The sequence below is a fragment of the Dyadobacter koreensis genome (genome assembly GCF_900108855.1).
Taxonomy (GTDB): Bacteria; Bacteroidota; Bacteroidia; order Cytophagales; family Spirosomataceae; genus Dyadobacter; species Dyadobacter koreensis.
In genome coordinates this window covers 105,623-126,293 of record NZ_FNXY01000006.1, presented here as the reverse complement: position 1 = coordinate 126,293, position 20,671 = coordinate 105,623, and the positions used below count along the sequence as shown (strand labels likewise).

The 20,671-nt window shown below is 41.2% G+C and carries 14 protein-coding genes; 9 read left to right on the top strand and 5 right to left on the bottom strand.

Features of this window, described 5'->3' with window-relative positions; all coding sequences use genetic code 11:
* Window positions 1–203 precede the first annotated feature (203 nt).
* From BMY70_RS19275 to BMY70_RS19260, 4 genes are all read left to right on the top strand, one after another.
* Window positions 204–2,576 (top strand): TonB-dependent receptor, encoded by a 2,373-nt coding sequence (locus BMY70_RS19275; RefSeq protein ID WP_090337934.1) that lies wholly within the window; start codon window positions 204–206, stop codon window positions 2,574–2,576.
* 107 nt (window positions 2,577–2,683) lie between these two features.
* Window positions 2,684–3,835 carry a DUF4374 domain-containing protein gene (locus BMY70_RS19270; protein WP_218148652.1) on the top strand — a complete coding sequence of 384 codons (1,152 nt, stop codon included), beginning with the start codon at window positions 2,684–2,686 and terminating at the stop codon, window positions 3,833–3,835.
* Window positions 3,836–3,901: 66 nt separating this feature from the next.
* The gene (locus tag BMY70_RS19265; RefSeq protein ID WP_090337932.1) at window positions 3,902–5,062 is read left to right on the top strand and encodes a PepSY-associated TM helix domain-containing protein; all 1,161 of its coding nucleotides are present in this window, start codon (window positions 3,902–3,904) and stop codon (window positions 5,060–5,062) included.
* Window positions 5,063–5,202: 140 nt separating this feature from the next.
* Window positions 5,203–5,484: a transcriptional repressor gene (locus BMY70_RS19260; protein WP_090337931.1), complete on the top strand. Its 282-nt coding sequence runs from the start codon at window positions 5,203–5,205 to the stop codon at window positions 5,482–5,484.
* 171 nt (window positions 5,485–5,655) lie between these two features.
* Here the strand turns inward: BMY70_RS19260 and BMY70_RS19255 are convergent, their stop codons facing one another.
* Both BMY70_RS19255 and BMY70_RS19250 read right to left on the bottom strand, forming a co-directional pair.
* Window positions 5,656–7,191 carry a sulfatase family protein gene (locus tag BMY70_RS19255; protein ID WP_090337930.1) on the bottom strand — a complete coding sequence of 512 codons (1,536 nt, stop codon included), beginning with the start codon at window positions 7,189–7,191 and terminating at the stop codon, window positions 5,656–5,658.
* Window positions 7,192–7,498: 307 nt separating this feature from the next.
* On the bottom strand, window positions 7,499–10,393 hold the full coding sequence (locus BMY70_RS19250; protein WP_090337929.1) for a T9SS type A sorting domain-containing protein: 2,895 nt from the start codon (window positions 10,391–10,393) through the stop codon (window positions 7,499–7,501).
* A 440-nt stretch (window positions 10,394–10,833) separates the two neighbouring features.
* On the opposite strand from BMY70_RS19250, the gene BMY70_RS19245 reads away from it, so the two are divergent.
* Window positions 10,834–11,541: a hypothetical protein gene (locus BMY70_RS19245; protein ID WP_090337928.1), complete on the top strand. Its 708-nt coding sequence runs from the start codon at window positions 10,834–10,836 to the stop codon at window positions 11,539–11,541.
* Between the two features lie 99 nt (window positions 11,542–11,640).
* Window positions 11,641–12,780: an FG-GAP repeat domain-containing protein gene (locus BMY70_RS19240; protein ID WP_090337927.1), complete on the top strand. Its 1,140-nt coding sequence runs from the start codon at window positions 11,641–11,643 to the stop codon at window positions 12,778–12,780.
* Between the two features lie 160 nt (window positions 12,781–12,940).
* Here the strand turns inward: BMY70_RS19240 and BMY70_RS19235 are convergent, their stop codons facing one another.
* Window positions 12,941–15,472: a bifunctional glycoside hydrolase family 9 protein/polysaccharide deacetylase gene (locus tag BMY70_RS19235; protein WP_177197076.1), complete on the bottom strand. Its 2,532-nt coding sequence runs from the start codon at window positions 15,470–15,472 to the stop codon at window positions 12,941–12,943.
* A gap of 52 nt (window positions 15,473–15,524) precedes the next feature.
* Here BMY70_RS19235 and BMY70_RS19230 point away from each other — a divergent pair, with 52 nt between their 5' ends.
* A complete protein-coding gene (locus BMY70_RS19230) occupies window positions 15,525–16,325 on the top strand; it encodes an SDR family NAD(P)-dependent oxidoreductase (RefSeq protein WP_090337926.1) in 801 nt (266 codons plus the stop codon).
* Between the two features lie 77 nt (window positions 16,326–16,402).
* Here BMY70_RS19230 and BMY70_RS19225 read toward each other — a convergent pair whose 3' ends face one another.
* On the bottom strand, window positions 16,403–17,443 hold the full coding sequence (locus BMY70_RS19225) for an SDR family NAD(P)-dependent oxidoreductase (RefSeq protein WP_090337925.1): 1,041 nt from the start codon (window positions 17,441–17,443) through the stop codon (window positions 16,403–16,405).
* 57 nt (window positions 17,444–17,500) lie between these two features.
* Window positions 17,501–17,800: a hypothetical protein gene (locus tag BMY70_RS19220; protein WP_090337924.1), complete on the bottom strand. Its 300-nt coding sequence runs from the start codon at window positions 17,798–17,800 to the stop codon at window positions 17,501–17,503.
* A 258-nt stretch (window positions 17,801–18,058) separates the two neighbouring features.
* On the opposite strand from BMY70_RS19220, the gene BMY70_RS19215 reads away from it, so the two are divergent.
* Window positions 18,059–19,183, top strand: coding sequence for an AI-2E family transporter (locus BMY70_RS19215; protein ID WP_090337923.1), 1,125 nt, complete (start codon window positions 18,059–18,061; stop codon window positions 19,181–19,183).
* A gap of 670 nt (window positions 19,184–19,853) precedes the next feature.
* Entirely contained in the window at window positions 19,854–20,633 is a 780-nt protein-coding gene (locus BMY70_RS19210; protein ID WP_218148651.1) for a DJ-1/PfpI family protein, read from the top strand.
* The last annotated feature ends 38 nt before the right edge of the window (window positions 20,634–20,671 follow it).

The following is a 20,671-nucleotide window of genomic DNA, read 5'->3' as shown; positions in this document are numbered from 1 at the left end:
GATTCAAGATTCCGGGTCAGGCAGTTATTTGTATTTAGGGTTAAACAAGCGAGACTTTATGACTAATCATCCGGTCTTTAAAAAAAATAAAATTTTCTCAGGGGGCACCTTCGGGAAAGCTTCAATTGTGCTACTTCTCAACAGAAAAGGTGAGACCGTTTTCCAGGCCATCCTTGCATAATGCATATTTATCACTTAATCCAATGTATCCAGGCAGGTTTTTACTTACTCTTTTTTTTACAGGTTTGGTCGTGGCGGGCTCGGCAGCCTGGTCGCAGACATCGATAACGATTTCGGGAACGATACAATCCGAAGACGGCGGTTCACTTCCTGGCGTAAACGTTATTATTAAAGGCACTTCCATTGGTTCTGTAACAGATGTAGAAGGTTTTTATAAATTAAATGTTTCGAAAACGGGAACTTACACACTTACCGTTTCTTCTGTCGGACAGATCACTCAGACAAAAACGGTGAATATAAGAAAAGGTCAGGGCCATACGATCGACTTTTTACTGAAAAGCGATACCCAGAATATGGATGAACTTACGGTTCATGGCAAAAACGAAACGCAGGAAATTAAAGAACAGGCCTTCACAGTTAATGCAATTGAAACGAAAAGGTTCGCTAATACAACAGCGGATCTGAACCAGGTATTGAACAAAACTGCCGGAGTCCGGGTCCGTGAAGAAGGCGGAATGGGGTCTGACTTCAACTTTTCCATCAACGGACTTTCAGGAAAAGCTGTGAAATTTTTTATCGACGGCGTACCTCTTGAATTGATGGGAAGCACGATGTCGCTGAATAATATTCCGGTAAACCTTGCTGAACGGATGGAAGTTTATAAAGGTGTTGTACCGGTCAGTCTGGGATCTGATGCGCTTGGCGGTGCCGTAAATATTGTCACTAACCAAAATGTAAATAATTATCTGGACGCAAGTTATAGTGTCGGGTCTTTCAATACACACCGCCTCGCCTTAAACGGACAATATAGCACAGCAAATGGACTGATTATCAAAGCAAGTGCATTTGCAAATTATTCCGATAACAACTATATCATGCGTGGTATGGAGATCTGGGATGAGGCGCAGTACAAATATGTAAATAAAGATTTCAGACGTTTTCACGACCAGTACCAATCGGCGATGGGGCAGATTGAGCTCGGTGTAGTTAATAAAAAATGGGCTGACGTATTTTTCGTAGGCCTTTCTTATTCCGGTACTGAACAGGATATCCAAACCGGTACGAGACAGGATGTTGTATATGGGGCTGTCACGAAAAATGGCCACGCTTATAATGCTTCAGCGCGTTATCGCAAAGACAATCTGTTTGTTAAAGGCTTAAATGCTAATGTTTTTGCATCAAGATCGGTCGATAATTATGTTGTTACAGATACATCCAGCTACAAATATTATTGGGATGGATCGCGCGTTAAAACAAGTCTGGCCGAAATAAACGGATCGAAAGCCGTTACTAATATTAATCGCCCGAGAACTTTTGTACGTGCAAATCTTGGATATACTTTATCAAAAATCCATTCTTTCAATTTAAACTACACCTTTGATCATCTTAAAAATGAAAGTTATGACGAGCTGATCACCGACCGGGCCGACATTCCGGGAATTCTTGCCAAAAATATTGTTGGCGGAGCTTACCAGCAAAATCTTTTAAATGACCGGTTAACCAATACGCTTTTTGGCAAGTTGTATAATATCAACATTCAGCAATCAAGACTGGTCACGGCTTCCGGTGAATATTCAAAAGCAAACGACTCGCAGACGTATACTGGCTATGGAATTGCAAGCCGTTTTAGAATCCTGCCAGATCTGGGCGTGAAAGCGTCTTTTGAAAAAGCATATCGTTTGCAGGAAGTCGGCGAAATGTTTGGCAATGGCTATACTGTGATCGCAAATCTTGATCTTAAACCGGAATCAAGCCAGAATCTGAACATTGGCGCTTATTATGGCATCACTATTGACAAGCATAAATTATTTGTTGAAGGTTCCTGGTTTTACCGCAATGCTAACGACTTCATCTACGCAGTGGTTTACAAGTCAAATGCTAGTGTGAGCCGTTACGAAAACACCTCGAAGGTAAAAGTCACCGGGCTTGAAGGAGATTTAAAATACAACTACGGCGATCTTCTGTATTTCAACGCCAATGTAAGTTATCAAAACGCGATCAACAATACCAAGTATCCGGTAGGAACAACCAGTGGAACTCCGGAAGCTACTTATCTAAATAAAATACCAAATCAGCCATGGCTTTTCGCAAACGGTGATTTTAGTATTGGGAAAAATAATATCCTCGGGAAAGCATCCAGAATGCAGCTCAATCTCAGCACACAGTATGTCCACTGGTTTTATCTGACCTGGGAGGCTTATGGAAACAAAGCTGGAAAAAGTACCATTCCGGATCAATATATACATAATGCTTCCGTATCAAATTCATGGAACAACGGGCGCTACAATGTTTCGATTGAATGCAGGAATTTCACAAACAATCTCGCATTTGACAACTTTCGTTTGCAAAAGCCCGGACGTGCATTTTCTGTAAAACTGCGGTATTTCTTACGATAGCCCGAACATCTTTATTTTAACTATCATATATAATTATCCATAATACAACCATGTTTAAAAATTTCAGACTCTACACTTTTCTGATTGCGGTGGCAATTGTTTCTATAATGAATTCCTGCTCTGGCAGTGACGATAACGACGAAACTGTGACTCCGGTGGAGGAAACACAGGAAAAATATACCGTTTGGCTTCAAATCGGTAGCTGGCCGAATACGACACAGTATGTTTTGGGAACTAACTCTCTGACCGAAGGCTCTGTTAACCTTACAGGCCATGGCGCAGAAGTAACTGGCAAGTCGGCTTATGGAATTATTACAAAAGGAGGTTATTACTACTACTACAACACCACTAGCGGACGTTTTTCTAAGTTCAAATACGAAAAAGAACTTTACAACACAGTTCTGGAGGTTCCATACACGCATATGGCCGACGTTTCAGGATTTACCTGGATCAATGACAATACGCTTTTCCTTATCGGCACAAACGGCGATCAAAATAAGGTGCATTACTCGGTTGTAGATATCGAAACGCTGAAAATGACTAATGGAGTTTTGGATGCACCGTCAATTCCTACGGGGTATAATTACTTCAATCTTGGCAACATTGAGTTTACAAACGGGAAAGTATTTTTCCAATTTGGATACAACGGCGACTGGCCTAATCCATGGCAGAACAAAACTTATATCGGTGTGGTAGATTATGCAACATTGAAATATGAGAAAACGCTAGAAAGCACTACTTCTGCCGGACCAGGAACAAATAAATTGTGGTTATCATCTTCGTTTGTTGACGAAAGCGGAAATACATATTTCTCAACAAATGTAGAATGGAGCAGCATATCAGGAAGAAAATCAGCCATTTACAGAATCAAAAAAGGAACAACGGAATTGGACGCAAGTTACACTGTAAATCAGTCTACATTAGGTTACGAGGGTGTTGGTTTGTGGTATATTGGTGGAACAAAAGCAATTCTTAAATACATCGATCCGGCTATCACAGGCTCGACCCACATTTATGCATTTGCTGTAATGGATCTTGAAACTGGAAAAATCACGAGAAAACTGACTGAAATTCCCGCTGACGGTGATGCCTATATCCAGAATATCATTGTGGAAGATGGAAAAGTTTTCATGATCACGAATGCTGAAACCGGCAAAGACTATGTGTACATCTATGATATCGCGGCCCAAACAGTAAAAACAGGATTAGAACTGGTTGGCGGATATGACTGGGTCCTTCGTCTGGACAAAATGAGATAAGCTTAAAGCAATAAAGAAACAACCTGTCTGTCCGGTAAGGCAGACAGGTTGAAAATCAGCTGCTCCATGACAATATTGAAAAAAATAAACGCCTGGCTACATTTATGGCTGGGGCTTGCATCCGGTATCATTGTTTTTATCGTTGCCCTAACTGGCTGTATATTAGTCTTTGAGCAGGAATTTAAATCGCTCACCCAACCCTGGTTGCATGCAGAAAGGCCTGAAAATGCCCCTTATTTGCTTCCTTCGGTCATTAAAGAAAAGGTTGCTCCTGCATTTCCTGGAAAAGAAATATCCGGGATATGGTATTACGGGCATGGCAAAACTGCCAAACTAAGCATGAATTCAGATTCGGCGATTTACGTAAATCCCTATAATGCTTCCATTGTTGGAATTGTCAATGAAGAGGATTTTTTCCATTTTATTCTCGATGGCCATACTGCGCTTTGGGTTGAAGCAAAACGCGGAGAATTGAACATTGGTGCAGAAATTGTCGAGTATGCAACACTGATTTTTTTTGTCCTTCTTATTTCCGGACTAGTATTATGGTGGCCAAAAAAATGGAATAAATCGAACCGGGATAAAAGTTTTAAAATTAAATGGAGCGCAAAATTCAAAAGAATCAATTATGATCTCCATAACGTTCTTGGCTTTTATTCTCTGATTGTCGCGCTTGTCATCACAATAACAGGCCTTACCATGGGGTTTGCCTGGATTTCTAAAAGTATTTACTGGCTCACTTCGGGTGGTAATTCTCCCGCACCTTACATCAACGCAAGCTCTGATACGACCAAAATAGTCCCGGACATCGGCATGCGCAATGTCGATATTGCGTTTCAGCGCGGTATCACACAAATCGGCACCTTAAATAAAGATGCCATCATCGTGTCGTTTCCCAACAAACCATCTGAACCTATCGAGCTTTGCACAGATATGTATAACGGATCGTGGCGATACGTCAATCTGGACCAGTACACGCTCGCTGAACTACCTTCTACTCAGGTTCATATCGATAAATTAAACCTGGCAGACTGGATCCGGAGAGCAAATTACGCCATACATGTGGGTGCCATCGGAGGCATCACCACCAAAATACTTTATTTCATCGCCAGCCTTATCTGCGCTACTTTGCCTTTGACAGGCGCCTATGTCTGGTGGGGACGAAGTAAATGGGGCAAACCGAAAAAGGAGAAGAAGGCAAAAATTTCTCTTCAGACTCAGGGTTAGCCTGTTACCCGCTTTTTAAAATCAGTTGATTAATCGATCGCAGGTCTTCAAACCGACTGATATTGGATTTGATTGTATTATAATTTTCCAAATGTTTACAGGTCAGGTTGCTATACATCAATGAATTAAATTTAGTTATTATGAATATTGAAGATCAAATCACACATTACTTCACTGATAATAATCTTAGAACAGCTCATAAAAAACTACTTGTTGCAAAGTATTTAAAAACGCACAAAAACGAAGTTACCGCAGAAACGCTGTGGATTCAAATAAAAGAGAAACGTCTGGATATCAGCATTGCTTCCGTTTATAATTCTCTTAACTGGCTCGTCGAACTTGGTTTTGCAGAGAAAATAGCCCAGGGAAGAAAATATCTCTATCAAATCAGGGAAACGCCTTCCTTATCCGGCAAGTGCTAATTATAAGCCATATCAATGAAGTTTAAGAATCACGGGCAACCAGTTTTTTTGCACAGCTCAAATCAGATCTTCACAAGGAATTAGTACCACTACAACACAGAAAAGGATCCGGCCATTATGACCGGATCCTTTTGTATTTATTTCAAGAAAGAATTGTAAGTCGCAACAAAACTACTTCCCGTCGTTAAAAGTTTTCAATGCTTCGTCGTCTTTGTACTGAACAATAAGTGTTTTAAGCTGTGCCTTAAGACTTTTCACAATCGCTGCATTTGATTTATCTGCATATACATTTTTAAGTTCACGCGGATCTTTTTCGAGATCGAATAATTCCCAGGTATCGATCCCGCCATAAAATCTGACCAGCTTGTACCGCTTCGTCCTTACTCCAAAATGCGGGTAAACGTGGTGTGGTTCAGGAAATTCGTAATAATGATAATAAGCAGCATCGCGCCATGAAGTATTTGCTCTGGCATTTTTATCCAGCAATGGCAGGAATGATTTCCCCTGAATTTCCGCCGGGATTTGCGCGCCCGCCAGATCCAGCACGGTCGGTGCCCAGTCTATATTTGAAATCAATTTGTCTACCGTCGTCCCTGGTTTGACCACACCCGGATACCGAATTACAAACGGCGTTTTCAACGATTCTTCATAAATAAAACGTTTGTCAAACCAGCCATGTTCTCCCATATAAAATCCCTGGTCCGACGCATAGATCACTACGGTATTTTTTGATAATCCCGTTTTGTCCAGATAATCTAAAATTTTCCCGATGTTGCGATCAAGACCGTTTGCGGTTGCCAGATAATCTTTGATATAACGTTGATATTTCCACTCGGTAAGCGCTTTTCCGGTTAGTTTTTTATTATCAAATTCTTTGGTGATCTTATCGTAGTAATCCTTAAAAATTTTTTTCTTTTCATCCGGGAAAAATTTGTAACCCGGCACTTTGTCATAATCCAGATGCACTTTCAGATCCTCATTCAATCGCATCGTTTTCTCAATGCTCATATCCTGATCTTTCGCTGCCGCTCTGCCCGCATAATCATCATAAAATGTTTCCGGCAGTGGAAAATCTATATCATCGTAAGCACCTAAATCCTGCAAATCCGGATGCCATTCGCGGTGAACAGATTTCTGCCCTACCACAAGAAAAAAGGGTTTTTTCTCATCCCGTTTGTTGATCCAGTCCAAAGAACTTTCTGTGATAATATCAGCCACATATCCCTGTTTTCTGATCGTATCATTGGGCGCTGTAATAAACTGCGGGTTGTAGTAAATCCCTTGCCCCGGCAGAATATTCCAATAATCAAATCCAGTTGGAAGACTATTTAAATGCAGCTTTCCGATCCATGCGGTCTGATATCCGCCTTTTTGCAACAAATCCGGAAACAGCTGCTGGGTAATATCAAATTTAGTCCGGTCGTTATTTCTGTAACCATTGATATGGCTGTATTTTCCGGTTAACAATGTCGCACGGCTCGGCCCGCAAATAGAATTTGTGACAAGATTATTTTTCAACAAAGCCCCCTCTCTCGCAATCCTGTCAATGTTCGGAGTCTTGGCGAGTTTGTTTCCATATGCCCCGATCGCCTGATAAGCGTGATCATCAGAAAATATAAAGATAATATTCGGGCGTTCCTTCGTTTGTGCTGAAATGTTCAACGAGAAACTTAATAAACAAAGAAAAACTAAAACTGATTTTTTCATTCTTAGGAATTTAGAAAAAGGAATTTGCAAATATAAAAAAGGCGGTTTTCATGAAAAAGATAGTTATTTGTTTGATCTCCTCAAAACTGCTCTGACTTGCCCTATACAAATTCCCGGCTCTAGATGCCACATAGAAATTCCATGTTGTAAGTGCCGATCGCCGTATTTCATTGAACCTTTTAAATAGTCAGCGATTTTCCAGTCGGACGATCTCAAGCCGACAGCTATCAAAAGGCGAAATAACTGGCCAAAAAATAGAAACAGCTCCCCAAATTGAGAAGCTGTTGACAAGATACCTAAGGATTGGTTATCTTATGTGAATGATCTTATGCTTTTCTATTGCAGCATCTTTCAATGTAATTTGAACCAAGTATACCCCCGGATTCAAATTTTGAACATTTACTGTGTCAGATACCGTTGTTCCTGAAAAATATACTTTGTTCCCTTTAAGGTCAAAGATTTCAATACTTTTTACCTGCGACCAATCTGATACTTTTAAATGTAATTGTTCGCTCACCGGATTTGGATAAATAGCTGTTTCAAATCCAAATTCAAAATTTGCTTTATTAATTCGGCTGTAAGCAAATGTTCCATCAAGGTCAATCATTTTCAGACGGTAGAGATTTTCTCCCCTCCCAGGCATTTTGTCGGTATAGGAATATTCGCGATTAACTTTGCTTTCCCCTACCGCGTCAACTTCCCCGATAGCAGACCAGGTTTTACCGTCCATACTGCGTTGAACTTCAAATCGATCACTATTCGTTTCTTCGCTGGTAGCCCAGTAAAGCTGAGCAGTTTGTTCGGCAGATTTCACTTCAAAAGATATGAGCGTGACCGGCAAAGGTCCGTTTGTACTAATATCGTAGGTAGTTGCCTGACTCTTTAATCCTGCTTCGTCCGTCATCGAATAAGTGAATCCGAATGGATTGCCACCAGCACCCGATCCTGTTTGTCCGTATATATACAACTTGGTTACGTCAAAATCAGGAATTGATGTTCCGGCAGTAATTTCAACCGGGCCTGAACCATAATCATAATAAACCTTTGTGTTTGTCTTTAAGGTTTCAATAGTGAATGATTTTGACGCATTGCAGCTCCCGGCTTTTGCACAATCTTCAATATCGCTTCCTGATAAAGAGCCTTTTGTAGGATAACCACCATCCAAAGCAGAAGCCGCAACGGCCTGATATCCTGGAATTGATGGAAAACCTTCCGGATTAGAGAAGAACAAACTATTATCTGCAAAGTACGTTTTGGGGTCTGCCACGGGTGGCTGTTGAATTCCAAAATTTATATTTGTGATATTACCCGTAACAGTGATTTCTATATTGCCATCCGTGACCTTGTCAACTCCCTCGCCCGTGGTAATGCCAATTTGTTCTCCCGCATTTGCCCAGCCTGACGGCAAAGACGGGCCTGGAGCAAGCTGCCCAACAACGCCGGCAGTTGTGCTCAGTATCACGTTAAAAGTGTAACCAATAACATTATTGAAGGAATAACTTCCATTCGCATTTACAGGAACTGTAGCCACAACCTTACCATCTGTACCCACCAGAATAGCGTTCAAAGCACCAGAAACGTTTGTTCCTGAACCAGTTTCTGTCTGATTTACAAGATTATTTTTCAAACCATTCGCATCATGAAAAACATTTCCACCGATTGTAAAACAGCCAAAAGTCAGCGTGGTGGACGAAGATGAAGATTGCAGTGCCCATCCCCAGGAATTAATCACACGCACATTCCCGAAATCGTCACACTGAAAACCATTCTCATCATTATTACCCACAGACGGAGCGGGCAGCGTTAACTTCAAATTGCCATCGCCGTTCCATGCATGTGCAGGCGAAAGCGAACCAAGAAGTGTCCGGTTTAAACCGGCACCCGTAAAATTGTTTTGCGCGTTGCTCGTGTTGCAGTTTCCAGTTCCTACATTTTTTAACGCACTATCATCCCAGTATAACCTGTTATTTGGAAGACTGATCGGTGCTATCGTTTCAATATTAAAACCATTTGCATTAATCTCAGCGTCATAGATCGGAATGTTAAATCGTCCACGCTGGTATACAGCACTGATCGACATTTTAGTCCCCGATTTGACAACATTGCCCAAGCCGTCTTTTCCGTCCCAGGCAACAGCGTTGTCGCCAAACTTAGCATTCGGCACTTCGATAATTCTGTCGCTGGTTCCTTCATCAAAACCTGCTTTCCCGTTTAAGTCTAGCTGCAAACGCGCATCGCCTGCGGCAGGCATTACAAAATGTAAAACATATCCACCGCCACAACCCGTAACCGGTAAAGAAGCAAATTGTGCTGCCGACGTTATAGGCGTTACCGGATACAGTGATCGTTCAGGGCTGTTGAGAAAAAGTTTATACCCACCAACAAGTTCAGGTGAATCCGGCGAATTGATCGATTTTCGATCTTCGATCCAGTTTCCCTTATTTACAACGCCGTAGTCATTCAATGCAATATCATACGCGATTGGCTTGAAACCATCCTGAAAGGTAACCTTTAAAATTGTCTCATCGGTTGAATATGAATAGATGATTGGCGACGCAGAAGCATCAGCATCCGGCTCAAATTTGGAGTTGACAGCTACCAGCCCCCACTTTTTACAAAACACTCTGCCGGGCTTTCTCTCACCAGAAGTCGTGGCCACAGTAAAATCAAAATATGGCGACTTACTTCTGGAATCATTGTTCTCTGCTGCTGCAACCTGCGTTTTTCCCTTATCCGAACTTCTATAGATTTCGATATAATGTTCTCCGGTAGTCGTCGGAATGAAGACCTTCGCGTCATAACCATTTGTTGCACTTCCCAAGTTAGGGCCATTGACAGCACGGGTGTAAGAAGATATATATCCGTCTCCTGAATTAGGTAATTGTATCGGGCCCGCTGCCAGATCTCCATTTGGCGCGTAAATCCGGATATACATATTGGTGCCCACGTTAGAGGAAGAGCCGTACTCCTGCCAGTTAAATCCATAGTAAAATTTCTCGCCGATATTGGCGATATTAAACCGTATACGGTTATCATCCGATGCGCCTTTGTACGAACCCGTATTTCTATCCGGCATTAACAAAAGCGCCGAAATGCTGGATGATTTTGGTGATATTTCCTTGGTACCCTCTGCATAAGATTTCAGCGTTGCGAGTAAAGCAAAAAGCAATAGCGGGATAATGGAAGTAGATAATTTGTGCATTATTAAATTTTTGTGTGAAGCGCCCAGAGCCGCTTTAAATTTTACTGCACAAAGGTCATTCTAAAACATAAATCAAGGAGTAGAAGATCGATTTTGTTTGGATAGTAGAATTTAATTATTACAATAAAACGCTTTGTAAGTAACCTATAAAATACTACTATTATTCAAGTAGAAAATATCGATATTATCACAAATATGCTATTTTATTAGATCAAAATCGTATTGTTTAATCGTATTTTGATTAAACAATAATTAAATTTCCATATTAAAATATTTATATGTATCGACATGCTATACCAAACTAATTCATACCCTGAGCGAGGAGGATAATACAATCCATAAACAGTATATGATCAAATGTGAGACAAACTTTAAATACAATTTTTTAGACTAATAATTGTATTTATTGTAAATTAAGCTTCCCTTTAAGATACAACGCCATGATAAAAATTTTCTCCATTTTCTGTATACTGATTTGTATTTACACCAATCTTAATGCCCAGAACACGGATAAAACGATTCGTGTAAAAAATGGATCTGATATCCGGAAAACCGTTCCGATGCGTGACAGATATCTGTATGAAGAATTTAAGGAAGGAAAAGTCTTTTTCCGAAATGGAAATATTTCAAAATCACCATTGAATTACAGCCTTTTTCACCGGGAAATCCAGTTCATCAGCCCGGCCAAAGACACATTATTACTTGGAGACAATGACTTTATAAGTAAGATTATCATTCAGTCTGACACGTTCTATTTCGATCGAAGCCATGGACATATTCAAAAAATTGGGAATTATGGTAAGATAAAGTTGGGGAAGCAGCAAATGCTTCTGATCATGGGAAATGAAAAATATGCGGGATATAACGAATATTCCGGTACGGCTGCGGTTTCAAGTTTTTCAAATTTCTCCAACAGAAACGGCGAACTACAGCAGCTCCAATCTAACGACAAATTAATCCTGCGACGAAAATCTGATTACTACCTGATCGATCAGAATCTGAGATTCGCCCTTCCGAACAGAGCAAATTTCCTGAAACTTTTTCCTGAAAAACGTAAGGACATCACGGCATATTTAAAAGAAAACGAGACCGATTTTTTGAAAGAAACTGATCTGGTAAAACTTCTTGAATTCTGTCAATCTTTGTAAATCATTAAAGAACACAGGCTTATCCGTGGTTTTATTTCAAGTATTTATAATAAAATTTCGCTTTTAGTTGTAACTCTGAAACGATTTAAAATAAATACGATGAAGAAATACATACTGTTATTTTTAGGATTAACCATCACACAAGTGCTCCCTGCCCAGACGTTAAAACAACTCACTTTCAGAAAACAAATGATAGCTTCAGAAAGCGCTGAATCTGCCGGTGTTTTTGATGTGAATGGAGATAAAGTGCCGGATATAGTTTCGGGAAGTTACTGGTATGAAGGCCCGCTATACCAAAAACGACATTTAATCGGCCAGATAAAACGAGTTAGTGAATATTTTGATGACTTTTCGACCGTCCCTTATGATGTGAACGGCGATGGCAAGATGGATTATGTCACCGGCGGATGGTTTAATAAAAAATTGCTTTGGCGGGAAAATCCGGGAACGAACGGGGAGTGGACGGAACATGAGTTATTTGAAACAGGGAATATAGAAACAACGCGGGCATGGGACATCGATGGAGACGGTTTCGAGGAAATTGTTCCTAACACGCCAAAATTGCCGTTGGTTTATTACACGATGGTTCGTGATCAAAATAAAAAGGCGACTGGAAAATTTATACCGACCAAGGTCGCTGATACACATGGGCACGGGCTTGGTTTTGGTGATATCAATGGTGACGGTCGCGGAGATTTTGTTGTAGCTGACGGCTGGCTGGAAGCTCCCGAAGATCGAAAAAACAAACCGTGGACGCTTCACTCAGACTTCAAATTAGGCGACGCAAGTGTTCCTATTATCGTCGCAGATGTTAATAAAGATGGATTGAGCGATATTATTGTTGGGCAAGGGCATACTTATGGCCTGGATTGGTACGAACAAAAACGAAACGGAAAAACGATAAGTTTTGTCAAACATGCCATCGATCCTTTTCAGTCGCAATACCATACAATGGCATGGACCGACATTGATAACGATGGTGAAAATGAGCTGATTACCGGCAAAAGATTCCGGGCACATAATGGAAACGATCCGGGAGAATATGACCCGGTCGGTCTCTATTATTTTAAGTGGAATGGCGATTCCTTCACTAAAAATTTCATCAGTTATGGCCCGTACGGGGAAGGCAAGGGAGCTGGAATTTATTTTTCAATAGCCGATCTTCGCAACAGCGGCAAAAAGGATATCGTTGTTGCAGGAAAAGATGGCCTGGCTATTTTCTTCAACGAAGGCCGCTAAAGCTTCGCGACATTGCACCGACACCGAAAGGAAGAACAAGGATTTCTCCTCACATTTATTTCCCTGAGCGATGTAGAAAAATTGTGAAATTGGAAGGCCTGAAGTATCAAATTCAATTCGGGCTACGAAATGGATGCCATACTTTAAAACTCAGATTTCTTCAATCAAGCAGGTTATCAATTTTCACAAATTGATAACCTCTTTTTTTTAATTCATTAATTGATTCAGGCAGATATTTATAAAATTTATCTTTTCGTCTTGGATCCACGCCTATGTGTAACAACAAGATGAATCCGTTGAGACCATCATGGCTATCTTCTTCGTGGTTCAGGATCGAATTATAAATTGTTTTACTGGTTGCATAACGTGCGCCAAGTTCAGGATATGTGTAGTCTGCGGTGCTGCGTGTGCCGGGTGAATAATTTACCAGCTGCAATCCGGATTGCTTCGTCCAATCCGTGATCGAATCGTTGTACCATTCATAAGGCGGCAGGAAATAGCTGGCTTGCTTCTTGTCTATATTTAACTTTTTCAATTCCTCGAACGAGTTAGAAATATCGGCTTGAAACTGCTCCCTGGTAACCAGAAGACTGTCTCGTTTCTCCCAGTCGCAATACAAAAGATGTTTATCCGAATGTGAGCCCAGATAATTCCCTTCTTTTTTCAATCTTGCTATAACAGGTTGAAAAGATTGATTTCGATAAAAATTTCCTGTCAGAAAAAAAGAGGCTTTGATTTTTTCCTTGTGAAGTACATCGGCAATGTAATGTCCTCCATCAGCATGCTCATCTCCTGTAAAAACCAGTGCTATTTTTTTGCTCGTCTGATCTCCGCGAATGATACCACCGTAAACTTTGACAGGCTTTTTCTTTAATTTCTTATCGCCCGACTGATGCTGCTTGGCAGCCAGCAGATAAATTAAAGAAGCAGTCCCATCCATGGTTGGCTCGTTTGTGCTATAATCCCCGGCATCGTCGTGATAGACAACGTAATCAGACTGGAATTCGGCATACTTGTCTTCCCCTGATAGAGTAAGACCTTTAAGATTTTTGAAAATGCTTCCATAAACCGGACCATCGACAAGTCCTCCATCAAGCGGATACTGATATAAAAGCGAAAACGACGAATGCGGATATTTTGGAGTATCGCCTTTTTCCGGCAAGCCGTATACCATCGATTTACCCCATGGGTTACATCCGAAAAGCCAGTCAAAACAAGCTTGTTCAAGTTCCTGAAATTGGTTATCACCGGTCATTTGACGATACAAATAACACTGAATAGCGAAAGAAGTTGTCAGATTATTGGAACACCAGATAAATGGAATCCCTTGATAAAAACCATTCTTGGAAGCTTTTTCCCACACTTTTTGAATACCCGTTTTGTAATAAAGTGCCATCGTTGCTTTATTCCTTGGGTCGGAGTTTTTTGCCAGTTCATAATGCCCAAAATTATGGAAGGGATACCACTGATAATGTCTGGCCGTATCTGTTCCCATCCATGGTGTCACAGGTTCCTGCGAACTAAACTTCAATGATTCCTCAAAATATTTCTTTTCACCGGTCAGCTGAAACAAAGCTGCTGACCCGAGTTCCATATCATCCGACCAGTTGTCTTCTTCATAGAAATAAGGACTACGGTTTGGAGCAGTCTGAGCGACCCCTGGTTTATTGAGGCCCAGCTGATAAGACGATCGTGATTTTTGATTCAATAACTTAGAAAACTGAGGATTTAAATTGGTATATAGAGAGGATCCGAGAGCGAAGGCGCTGGCAAATTTTCCTGCAATTGAAGCAACACCGGCAGATTTATTCTTATATTTCCCTAGCCCCTGAGGCACGCCCGATGCGAAATATACAGGCCGGCCTTTGCCAGGCCCCACACCATAATCCGCAGAATCTTTTGTCGGCAATCGGAAACCAACGTGATCCCGATCATCCGCCAGCTGATTAAATAACCAATCCTCTTTCGGATGCATTTTTAATAGCCAATCCAGTCCCCAGCGCGCTTCGTCAAGAACATCAGCCGTTCCATTGACTCCAACCAGACCATTGGCGAGATGTTTATCGGAAAACACTTCCGGAAAATCTCTGTATGCGGCCAGTAAATGATAAGTAGCGTTAGCCGAAGTTGTCGCATATTGCAGGTAGTCTGTTGCATCATGCCAGCCGCCAGACACGTCAATACGGGTAGTATCAGGCATCGGGCCATACATCGTATAACCATCAGTTGTATGGCAGGAATCTTTTAAAAAAGGATTGAAACCACTTCGCTGCTGGCGCATATAACGAAGCCCAAAATCGGCTGCTCCGGTATAGACATCTTTACTGACTCGAAAAACTGGCGAAACTGTTTTGCCGCACGAGATAAAATAATCACCTTCTGATTTCAACTGGCTAAAATTAAGCCGGATTACTTTTGAAAAAGGCCCAAACTCTCCAAAGTCTTTCCCGCTTTTTCCTGTAAAAACTGACTTGAAGGTTTTGCAATCAATAACCTGGAATGTTGAAGCAGGTTCAGAACCTCTTTTGCCTACCCAGACTGCAACTTTTATACTTGCTGGCTGATAACCAAGCTGGTTAATCCTTATCCAGGAATTTTCAGCCCTGCCCGTCCACGGCAGAGTTACCAGAATTATTAACAAACAAATCACCGGCTTAAACCTAGTACGGATTTGATCAGGCACTTTAGGCATAACATTTTTAACATTAGGCGAAATCATCAACAATTTAAATTAAAAATCTGATATGGTAACGTCACAAAAATACGCGTTGATAACAGGCGCGACGAGTGGTATAGGGCTGGAATTGGCGAAGCTGTTCGCGAAAGATCAATACAATTTAATTATCGTCGGGAGAAATGAAGCTGACCTCTCAGCGGTAGCAGGCCAGCTGGCAAATGATTCGATTGATGTTATCCCGATGGTGCGCGATCTCTTTAATCGTGATGAAGTTTTCTCCCTTTATGAAGAAGTAAAAAGAAGAGATATAGAAGTAGAGATACTTGTAAACAACGCCGGACAAGGTGTTTATGGAGAATTCAAGAATACGGATATTAACCGGGAACTCAACATTATCGACTTGAACGTGGCGGCGCTCACTATTCTTACAAAATGTTTTTTACAAGATATGATGCTCCGGAATTCTGGCAAAATTTTAAATCTTGCTTCAATCGCCAGCAAAGTTCCGGGTCCGTGGCAAGCAGTGTATCATGGCACCAAAGCTTACGTGCTTTCATTTTCCGAAGCCATAAGGGAAGAACTTAAAGATTATGAAAATATCACGGTAACAGCGCTAATGCCGGGGGCGACCGATACAGATTTCTTCAATAAGGCTGATATGAATGATAGCAAAGCCGTTCAGGATAAGGATGCGCTATCTGATCCCGCAGATGTTGCCAAAGACGGGTACGAGGCACTGATGGCTGGAAAAGACAAAGTCATTTCCGGATTTAAAAACAAGGTACAAATCGCAATGTCTGCGATAACTCCTGACAGTACAGTAGCTCATTTAATGAACGAACAGCAAAAACCTGTGAATCACGACTAGGCGGAATCAGGACTTAAATAACAAAAAAATCTCCGCCACTAGCTGACGGAGATTTTTACTTTTATGTTGTTCGGAATCTAAACTTCGTTGAATTTCACGGCAGCATCGTTGGTTAGAGAGGCGAGCCAGCTGTTAGACAACTTCGTTTCACTCTCCCACCCTCGTTTCATCTCATGATCGTTTCCGCTTTTTGGTAAAAAACGATTAGCGAGCTGCATGATCGAATTAATTCCGCCGGGAATAAGCCCTTGTAATGCTACGACAACTTTGGCAGTTTGAGTAAGAATAACCTCATTTGTCCCAAATTCCAACGCCTCAATAATTGATTTCGCTGCATCGTCCGCATTTTGAGATAGCATTGGCAATGAATCTGCTAATTTAAACCACTCATATTCTGCCTTGTGATCGCCCTTAACCCATACATTTCTCGGGCTTCCGGTGCGCATCAGATTCGGAATGACTGTTGTTACGTGAATATTGTCCTTTTTCAGCTCCGCTCCCAGCCCCTCCGACAGACCAACCATCGCAAACTTGCTTACGCTGTAAGGAAGCATATGTGGTACCGCAATCTTGCCGCCAATGGAACAGATATTCACAATTCTGCCTTCTCCCTGCGATAAAAATTGAGGGAGTGCCGCTTTGATCGTGTACAATGCTGACCAGAGATTACTGTCCATCACCTTTTTATATTCCTCCACTTCCATAACATCTTCCGCACCAACCATCATGATTCCTGCATTGTTAATCACGACATCAAGCTGGCCGAACCGGTTGAGCGTTCTTTGAATCACTCTTGCTACATCATTTTGTATACTTACATCAGCTTCCACGGCAAGCACCTCCGCACCTCTGTTAAGCAAATCCATTTTTGCATCTTCCAGCTGTTCTTCTGTTCTTGCACAGATCACAATTTTCGCGCCTTTTTCAGCTAATACTCTGGCCATTGCCAATCCGAGGCCTCGGGAACCACCCGTAACCAGCACCACTTTCCCGCGCAGATCATATTTTGTCATTTCGTTGTAAACGGTTTTTGCCAAAGCAAATAATCCGACACCCAATGCGGCAAAGAGAGCAGTTTTTTTGGATATCAATGGCATTGTATTTCCTGCATTTTTCATGATGTGATATTTAATGAAAGTATGGCTGTACTTGGTATACCATTATTAAAATAACAATTACTGATGCTTGTTGGGCTTATCTTTTGTCGTTGCTTTTTCGGTTGTGTCGATATCATGCAGCCTTCTTGTCGAATCGCTGTTCAGGTTGGCCTGGTTGGACGGATACCCTGAAACTTCCTTTTGCCTGCCTTCATCTGTACCCATGGCAGCTTTGCTTTCAACCCCGGAACTATCGTTTGGTGTAGTTTGTGAATCCGAGCCACTGTCAGAATCCGATGACTTTTCCTTGCCGCATGAGCTACATACCAGCATCGTCGCCAGCGCCAAAAGTCCGATACTATTTCTTATCATTTTCATGTTGAAGTAAAGTTTGTTTGCAGCGCCTTTAAAATAATTGTTCCTGAAAATTGCCGCGAACGGGATTTTTAATCCAACAAAGCCGATAATTATTGATGGTACACTTTTATTGTGTAAATAAATGGAATTCCAAATACTATTCAGAGAGGAGATGGCTAACGAAACCGATTGTTTTTCATGTGTGAAAGGGAAACAATTTACGTATAATTTTTATAATTTATCAAAAACAATTCTTGCACCAATTAAACACATCCACAAATGAATGATATACCTCTAACTGTCAAACGTTCTATTGAATTGCTCGGTCTCGTATTGCTGGGGACTATACTCGTTATTGGCAGCGACATCATCATGCCGGTGATCATGGCCTTTTTTATCAGCCTGGTGCTGCTTCCCGTTTTTCGTTTTTTAAAGAAGTACAAATTCCCTGAAGCGCTGGCTATTGTCTTACCTATATTAATGCTCGTTATCCTGCTGGCCGGAATTGTCTGGTTTTTTTCAGCGCAGGTAAGTAATCTGGTCGAAGATTTTCCGCGCATCAAAAACAATGTCAGTATTCATTTAAAATCGCTTAGTGACTGGATTTCAAGCATCAGCGATTATTCTGCAAAAGAGCAAGTCGATTTTATTAATAAAAACACAAATGAGGTGGTCAGCTTTGCGGGAAAAAAAATGAGCGGCGTTGCCGTGACGCTAAGCTCATTATTTGTCTTTGTCGGCCTGCTGCCCATTTACATTTATCTGATCCTTTTTTATAAGGACATTCTTCTGCGTTTCATCTTTATGTGGTTCAGCGAAAGCCATCATCCGAAAGTGAAAGAAGCTATTTACGAAACAGAAACGATTATAAAAAGTTATCTGATCGGATTGTTGATACAGGTTACGTATATGACGATACTTCTCGGGGGAATTTTAATGATTATAGGGATAAAACACGCTTTATTGATCGGTGTCATTTTCGCTTTTCTAAATCTGATTCCTTACATCGGCGCTTTGATCGGAAACGTGATCGGCGTACTGCTTACACTTACTTCCTCAACAGAACTGTGGCCGATTGTCACCGTTTTGTGTGTAATTGCCGGAATTCAGTTCCTGGATAATAATATACTTATGCCTCGCATTGTAGGTTCAAAAGTCAAAATCAATGCACTCTTCTCGATTCTGGGAGTAGTTATCGGCGGTAGTATTGCAGGTGTTTCCGGAATGTTTTTATCCATGCCGATCATCGCGGTATTGAAAGTAATTTTTGACCGTACCGACATTTTTAAACAATGGGGTGTTTTATTGGGCGATGAAAGGCCTGCCAAAAATCCGATGGTATTTTCAGGTTTTCGTAAAAAAGCTGCCATAGAAACAAAGCCAGGCGTGGAAGGAAAAGGATAATACAGAATTTGGGGATTGGATCTTTATCGTCTGGGTCCCCAAGTTTTTTCATTATTTCCGATGATAAGGAAGCATTGTAACGCCAGATCCAGACACCATTACATTTTATCCAGAACTAAATTTACCCTTTGATTGATATCAGATATATGGTTATCTGGCTACTGCCGCCATATCACCTATCCCCCCCACGCTCTTTTAATCGCTTCAGTTTTTTCCAAGATATCCGAACTAATAAAAGTTATCGTAATTATCTCTTTTTGGATTTCGTGAGAAAACGTATTTCTATTTGTTGAGAACACTTTACCAGAGATTTTCTTTCTGTTTCCGAGACATTTTAATCCGGTTGATACGGTTCCCAAAGATTTTAACTCAAACGGACATGAAAGATCATATCGATATCCGTAAGGAACTCGTCGAATTTAATACCTTCATCTATTTACACACCAGTCGATCTCACCATCTGGTCCTTCAATAAAACCATCCGGCATCACTGCCAAGTCCAAAATTACGTTTTTCATGACTCGTTATTTAATTATGTTTTCCAAAAATTGACACAACTAAGAATACGATTTCCTGATAAAATAAAAGTATGTTTTTCTTCTGGTAAATATCTTCCGGTAAAACCGATTTTGTTTGGTAAATTGACGGATAAATATAAATAATCACTCCTATGAAAAACCAATCTACACATGATAATTGCAAGTCACGTTTTCTGTCAAGGCGAACATTTATGTCGCTCTCAGCAACAGGAACGGCTTTGTCTGCACTATCAATTTTACCCCTATCCGGTATGGCAAAAACCAAACAAGGAAATATTACAACGCAGGCGGAAGACAAGAAAATGATTCTTGGCATGGTCGTTTTTGAAGGATTCCAGTTGCTCGACACCTTCGGGCCTCTGGAAATGTTTGGGGCCTTGAAAGACAAAGTGACGATTTATATGATCGGTGAGAAAGCCGGAAATATCAAAAGCAGCGCGGGCCCGGCCGTAGCTGTTGATTATACATTTGACAATGCTCCAAAGCTGGATATCGTGATGATCCCCGGAGGAATGGGAACGCGCCGGGAAGTTAATAATGCTCCCTTTCTGGCTTCATTCAAATCAATGGCAGAAGCGACTCCTCACGTTGCTTCCATTTGTACCGGCTCCGCTGTGCTTGCCAAAACAGGTCTTATCGACGGGCTAAAAGCCACCACGAACAAGCGCTCGTATAAATGGGCGACGAGCCAGGGGGAAAAGGTGAAATGGGTTGCGCAGGCAAGATGGGTGGAAGATGGTAAATATTTTACTTCTTCCGGAATTTCTGCCGGAACCGACATGGCATTGGCGCTTATAGACAAATTATTTGGAAGAGAAACCGCGATTAAAGTAGCAAATGGTGCCGAATATGAATGGAATACGGATCCTCATCATGACCCGTTTGCGAAGTTGAACGGGTTGGTAGATTAATCTGGTTTCTTTGAATTAGTAACCCTTCATGAAAAGTT

Excerpts from the sequence above, each read along its gene's own strand:
- BMY70_RS19275 (WP_090337934.1), top strand. The coding sequence starts at position 204 with ATGTATCCAGGCAGGTTTTTACTTACTCTTTTTTTTACAGGTTTGGTC.
- BMY70_RS19270 (WP_218148652.1), top strand. The coding sequence starts at position 2,684 with ATGAATTCCTGCTCTGGCAGTGACGATAACGACGAAACTGTGACTCCG.
- BMY70_RS19265 (WP_090337932.1), top strand. The coding sequence starts at position 3,902 with ATGACAATATTGAAAAAAATAAACGCCTGGCTACATTTATGGCTGGGG.
- BMY70_RS19260 (WP_090337931.1), top strand. The coding sequence starts at position 5,203 with ATGAATATTGAAGATCAAATCACACATTACTTCACTGATAATAATCTT.
- BMY70_RS19255 (WP_090337930.1), bottom strand. The coding sequence starts at position 7,191 with ATGAAAAAATCAGTTTTAGTTTTTCTTTGTTTATTAAGTTTCTCGTTG.
- BMY70_RS19250 (WP_090337929.1), bottom strand. The coding sequence starts at position 10,393 with ATGCACAAATTATCTACTTCCATTATCCCGCTATTGCTTTTTGCTTTA.
- BMY70_RS19245 (WP_090337928.1), top strand. The coding sequence starts at position 10,834 with ATGATAAAAATTTTCTCCATTTTCTGTATACTGATTTGTATTTACACC.
- BMY70_RS19240 (WP_090337927.1), top strand. The coding sequence starts at position 11,641 with ATGAAGAAATACATACTGTTATTTTTAGGATTAACCATCACACAAGTG.
- BMY70_RS19235 (WP_177197076.1), bottom strand. The coding sequence starts at position 15,472 with ATGCCTAAAGTGCCTGATCAAATCCGTACTAGGTTTAAGCCGGTGATT.
- BMY70_RS19230 (WP_090337926.1), top strand. The coding sequence starts at position 15,525 with ATGGTAACGTCACAAAAATACGCGTTGATAACAGGCGCGACGAGTGGT.
- BMY70_RS19225 (WP_090337925.1), bottom strand. The coding sequence starts at position 17,443 with ATGAAAAATGCAGGAAATACAATGCCATTGATATCCAAAAAAACTGCT.
- BMY70_RS19220 (WP_090337924.1), bottom strand. The coding sequence starts at position 17,800 with ATGAAAATGATAAGAAATAGTATCGGACTTTTGGCGCTGGCGACGATG.
- BMY70_RS19215 (WP_090337923.1), top strand. The coding sequence starts at position 18,059 with ATGAATGATATACCTCTAACTGTCAAACGTTCTATTGAATTGCTCGGT.
- BMY70_RS19210 (WP_218148651.1), top strand. The coding sequence starts at position 19,854 with ATGAAAAACCAATCTACACATGATAATTGCAAGTCACGTTTTCTGTCA.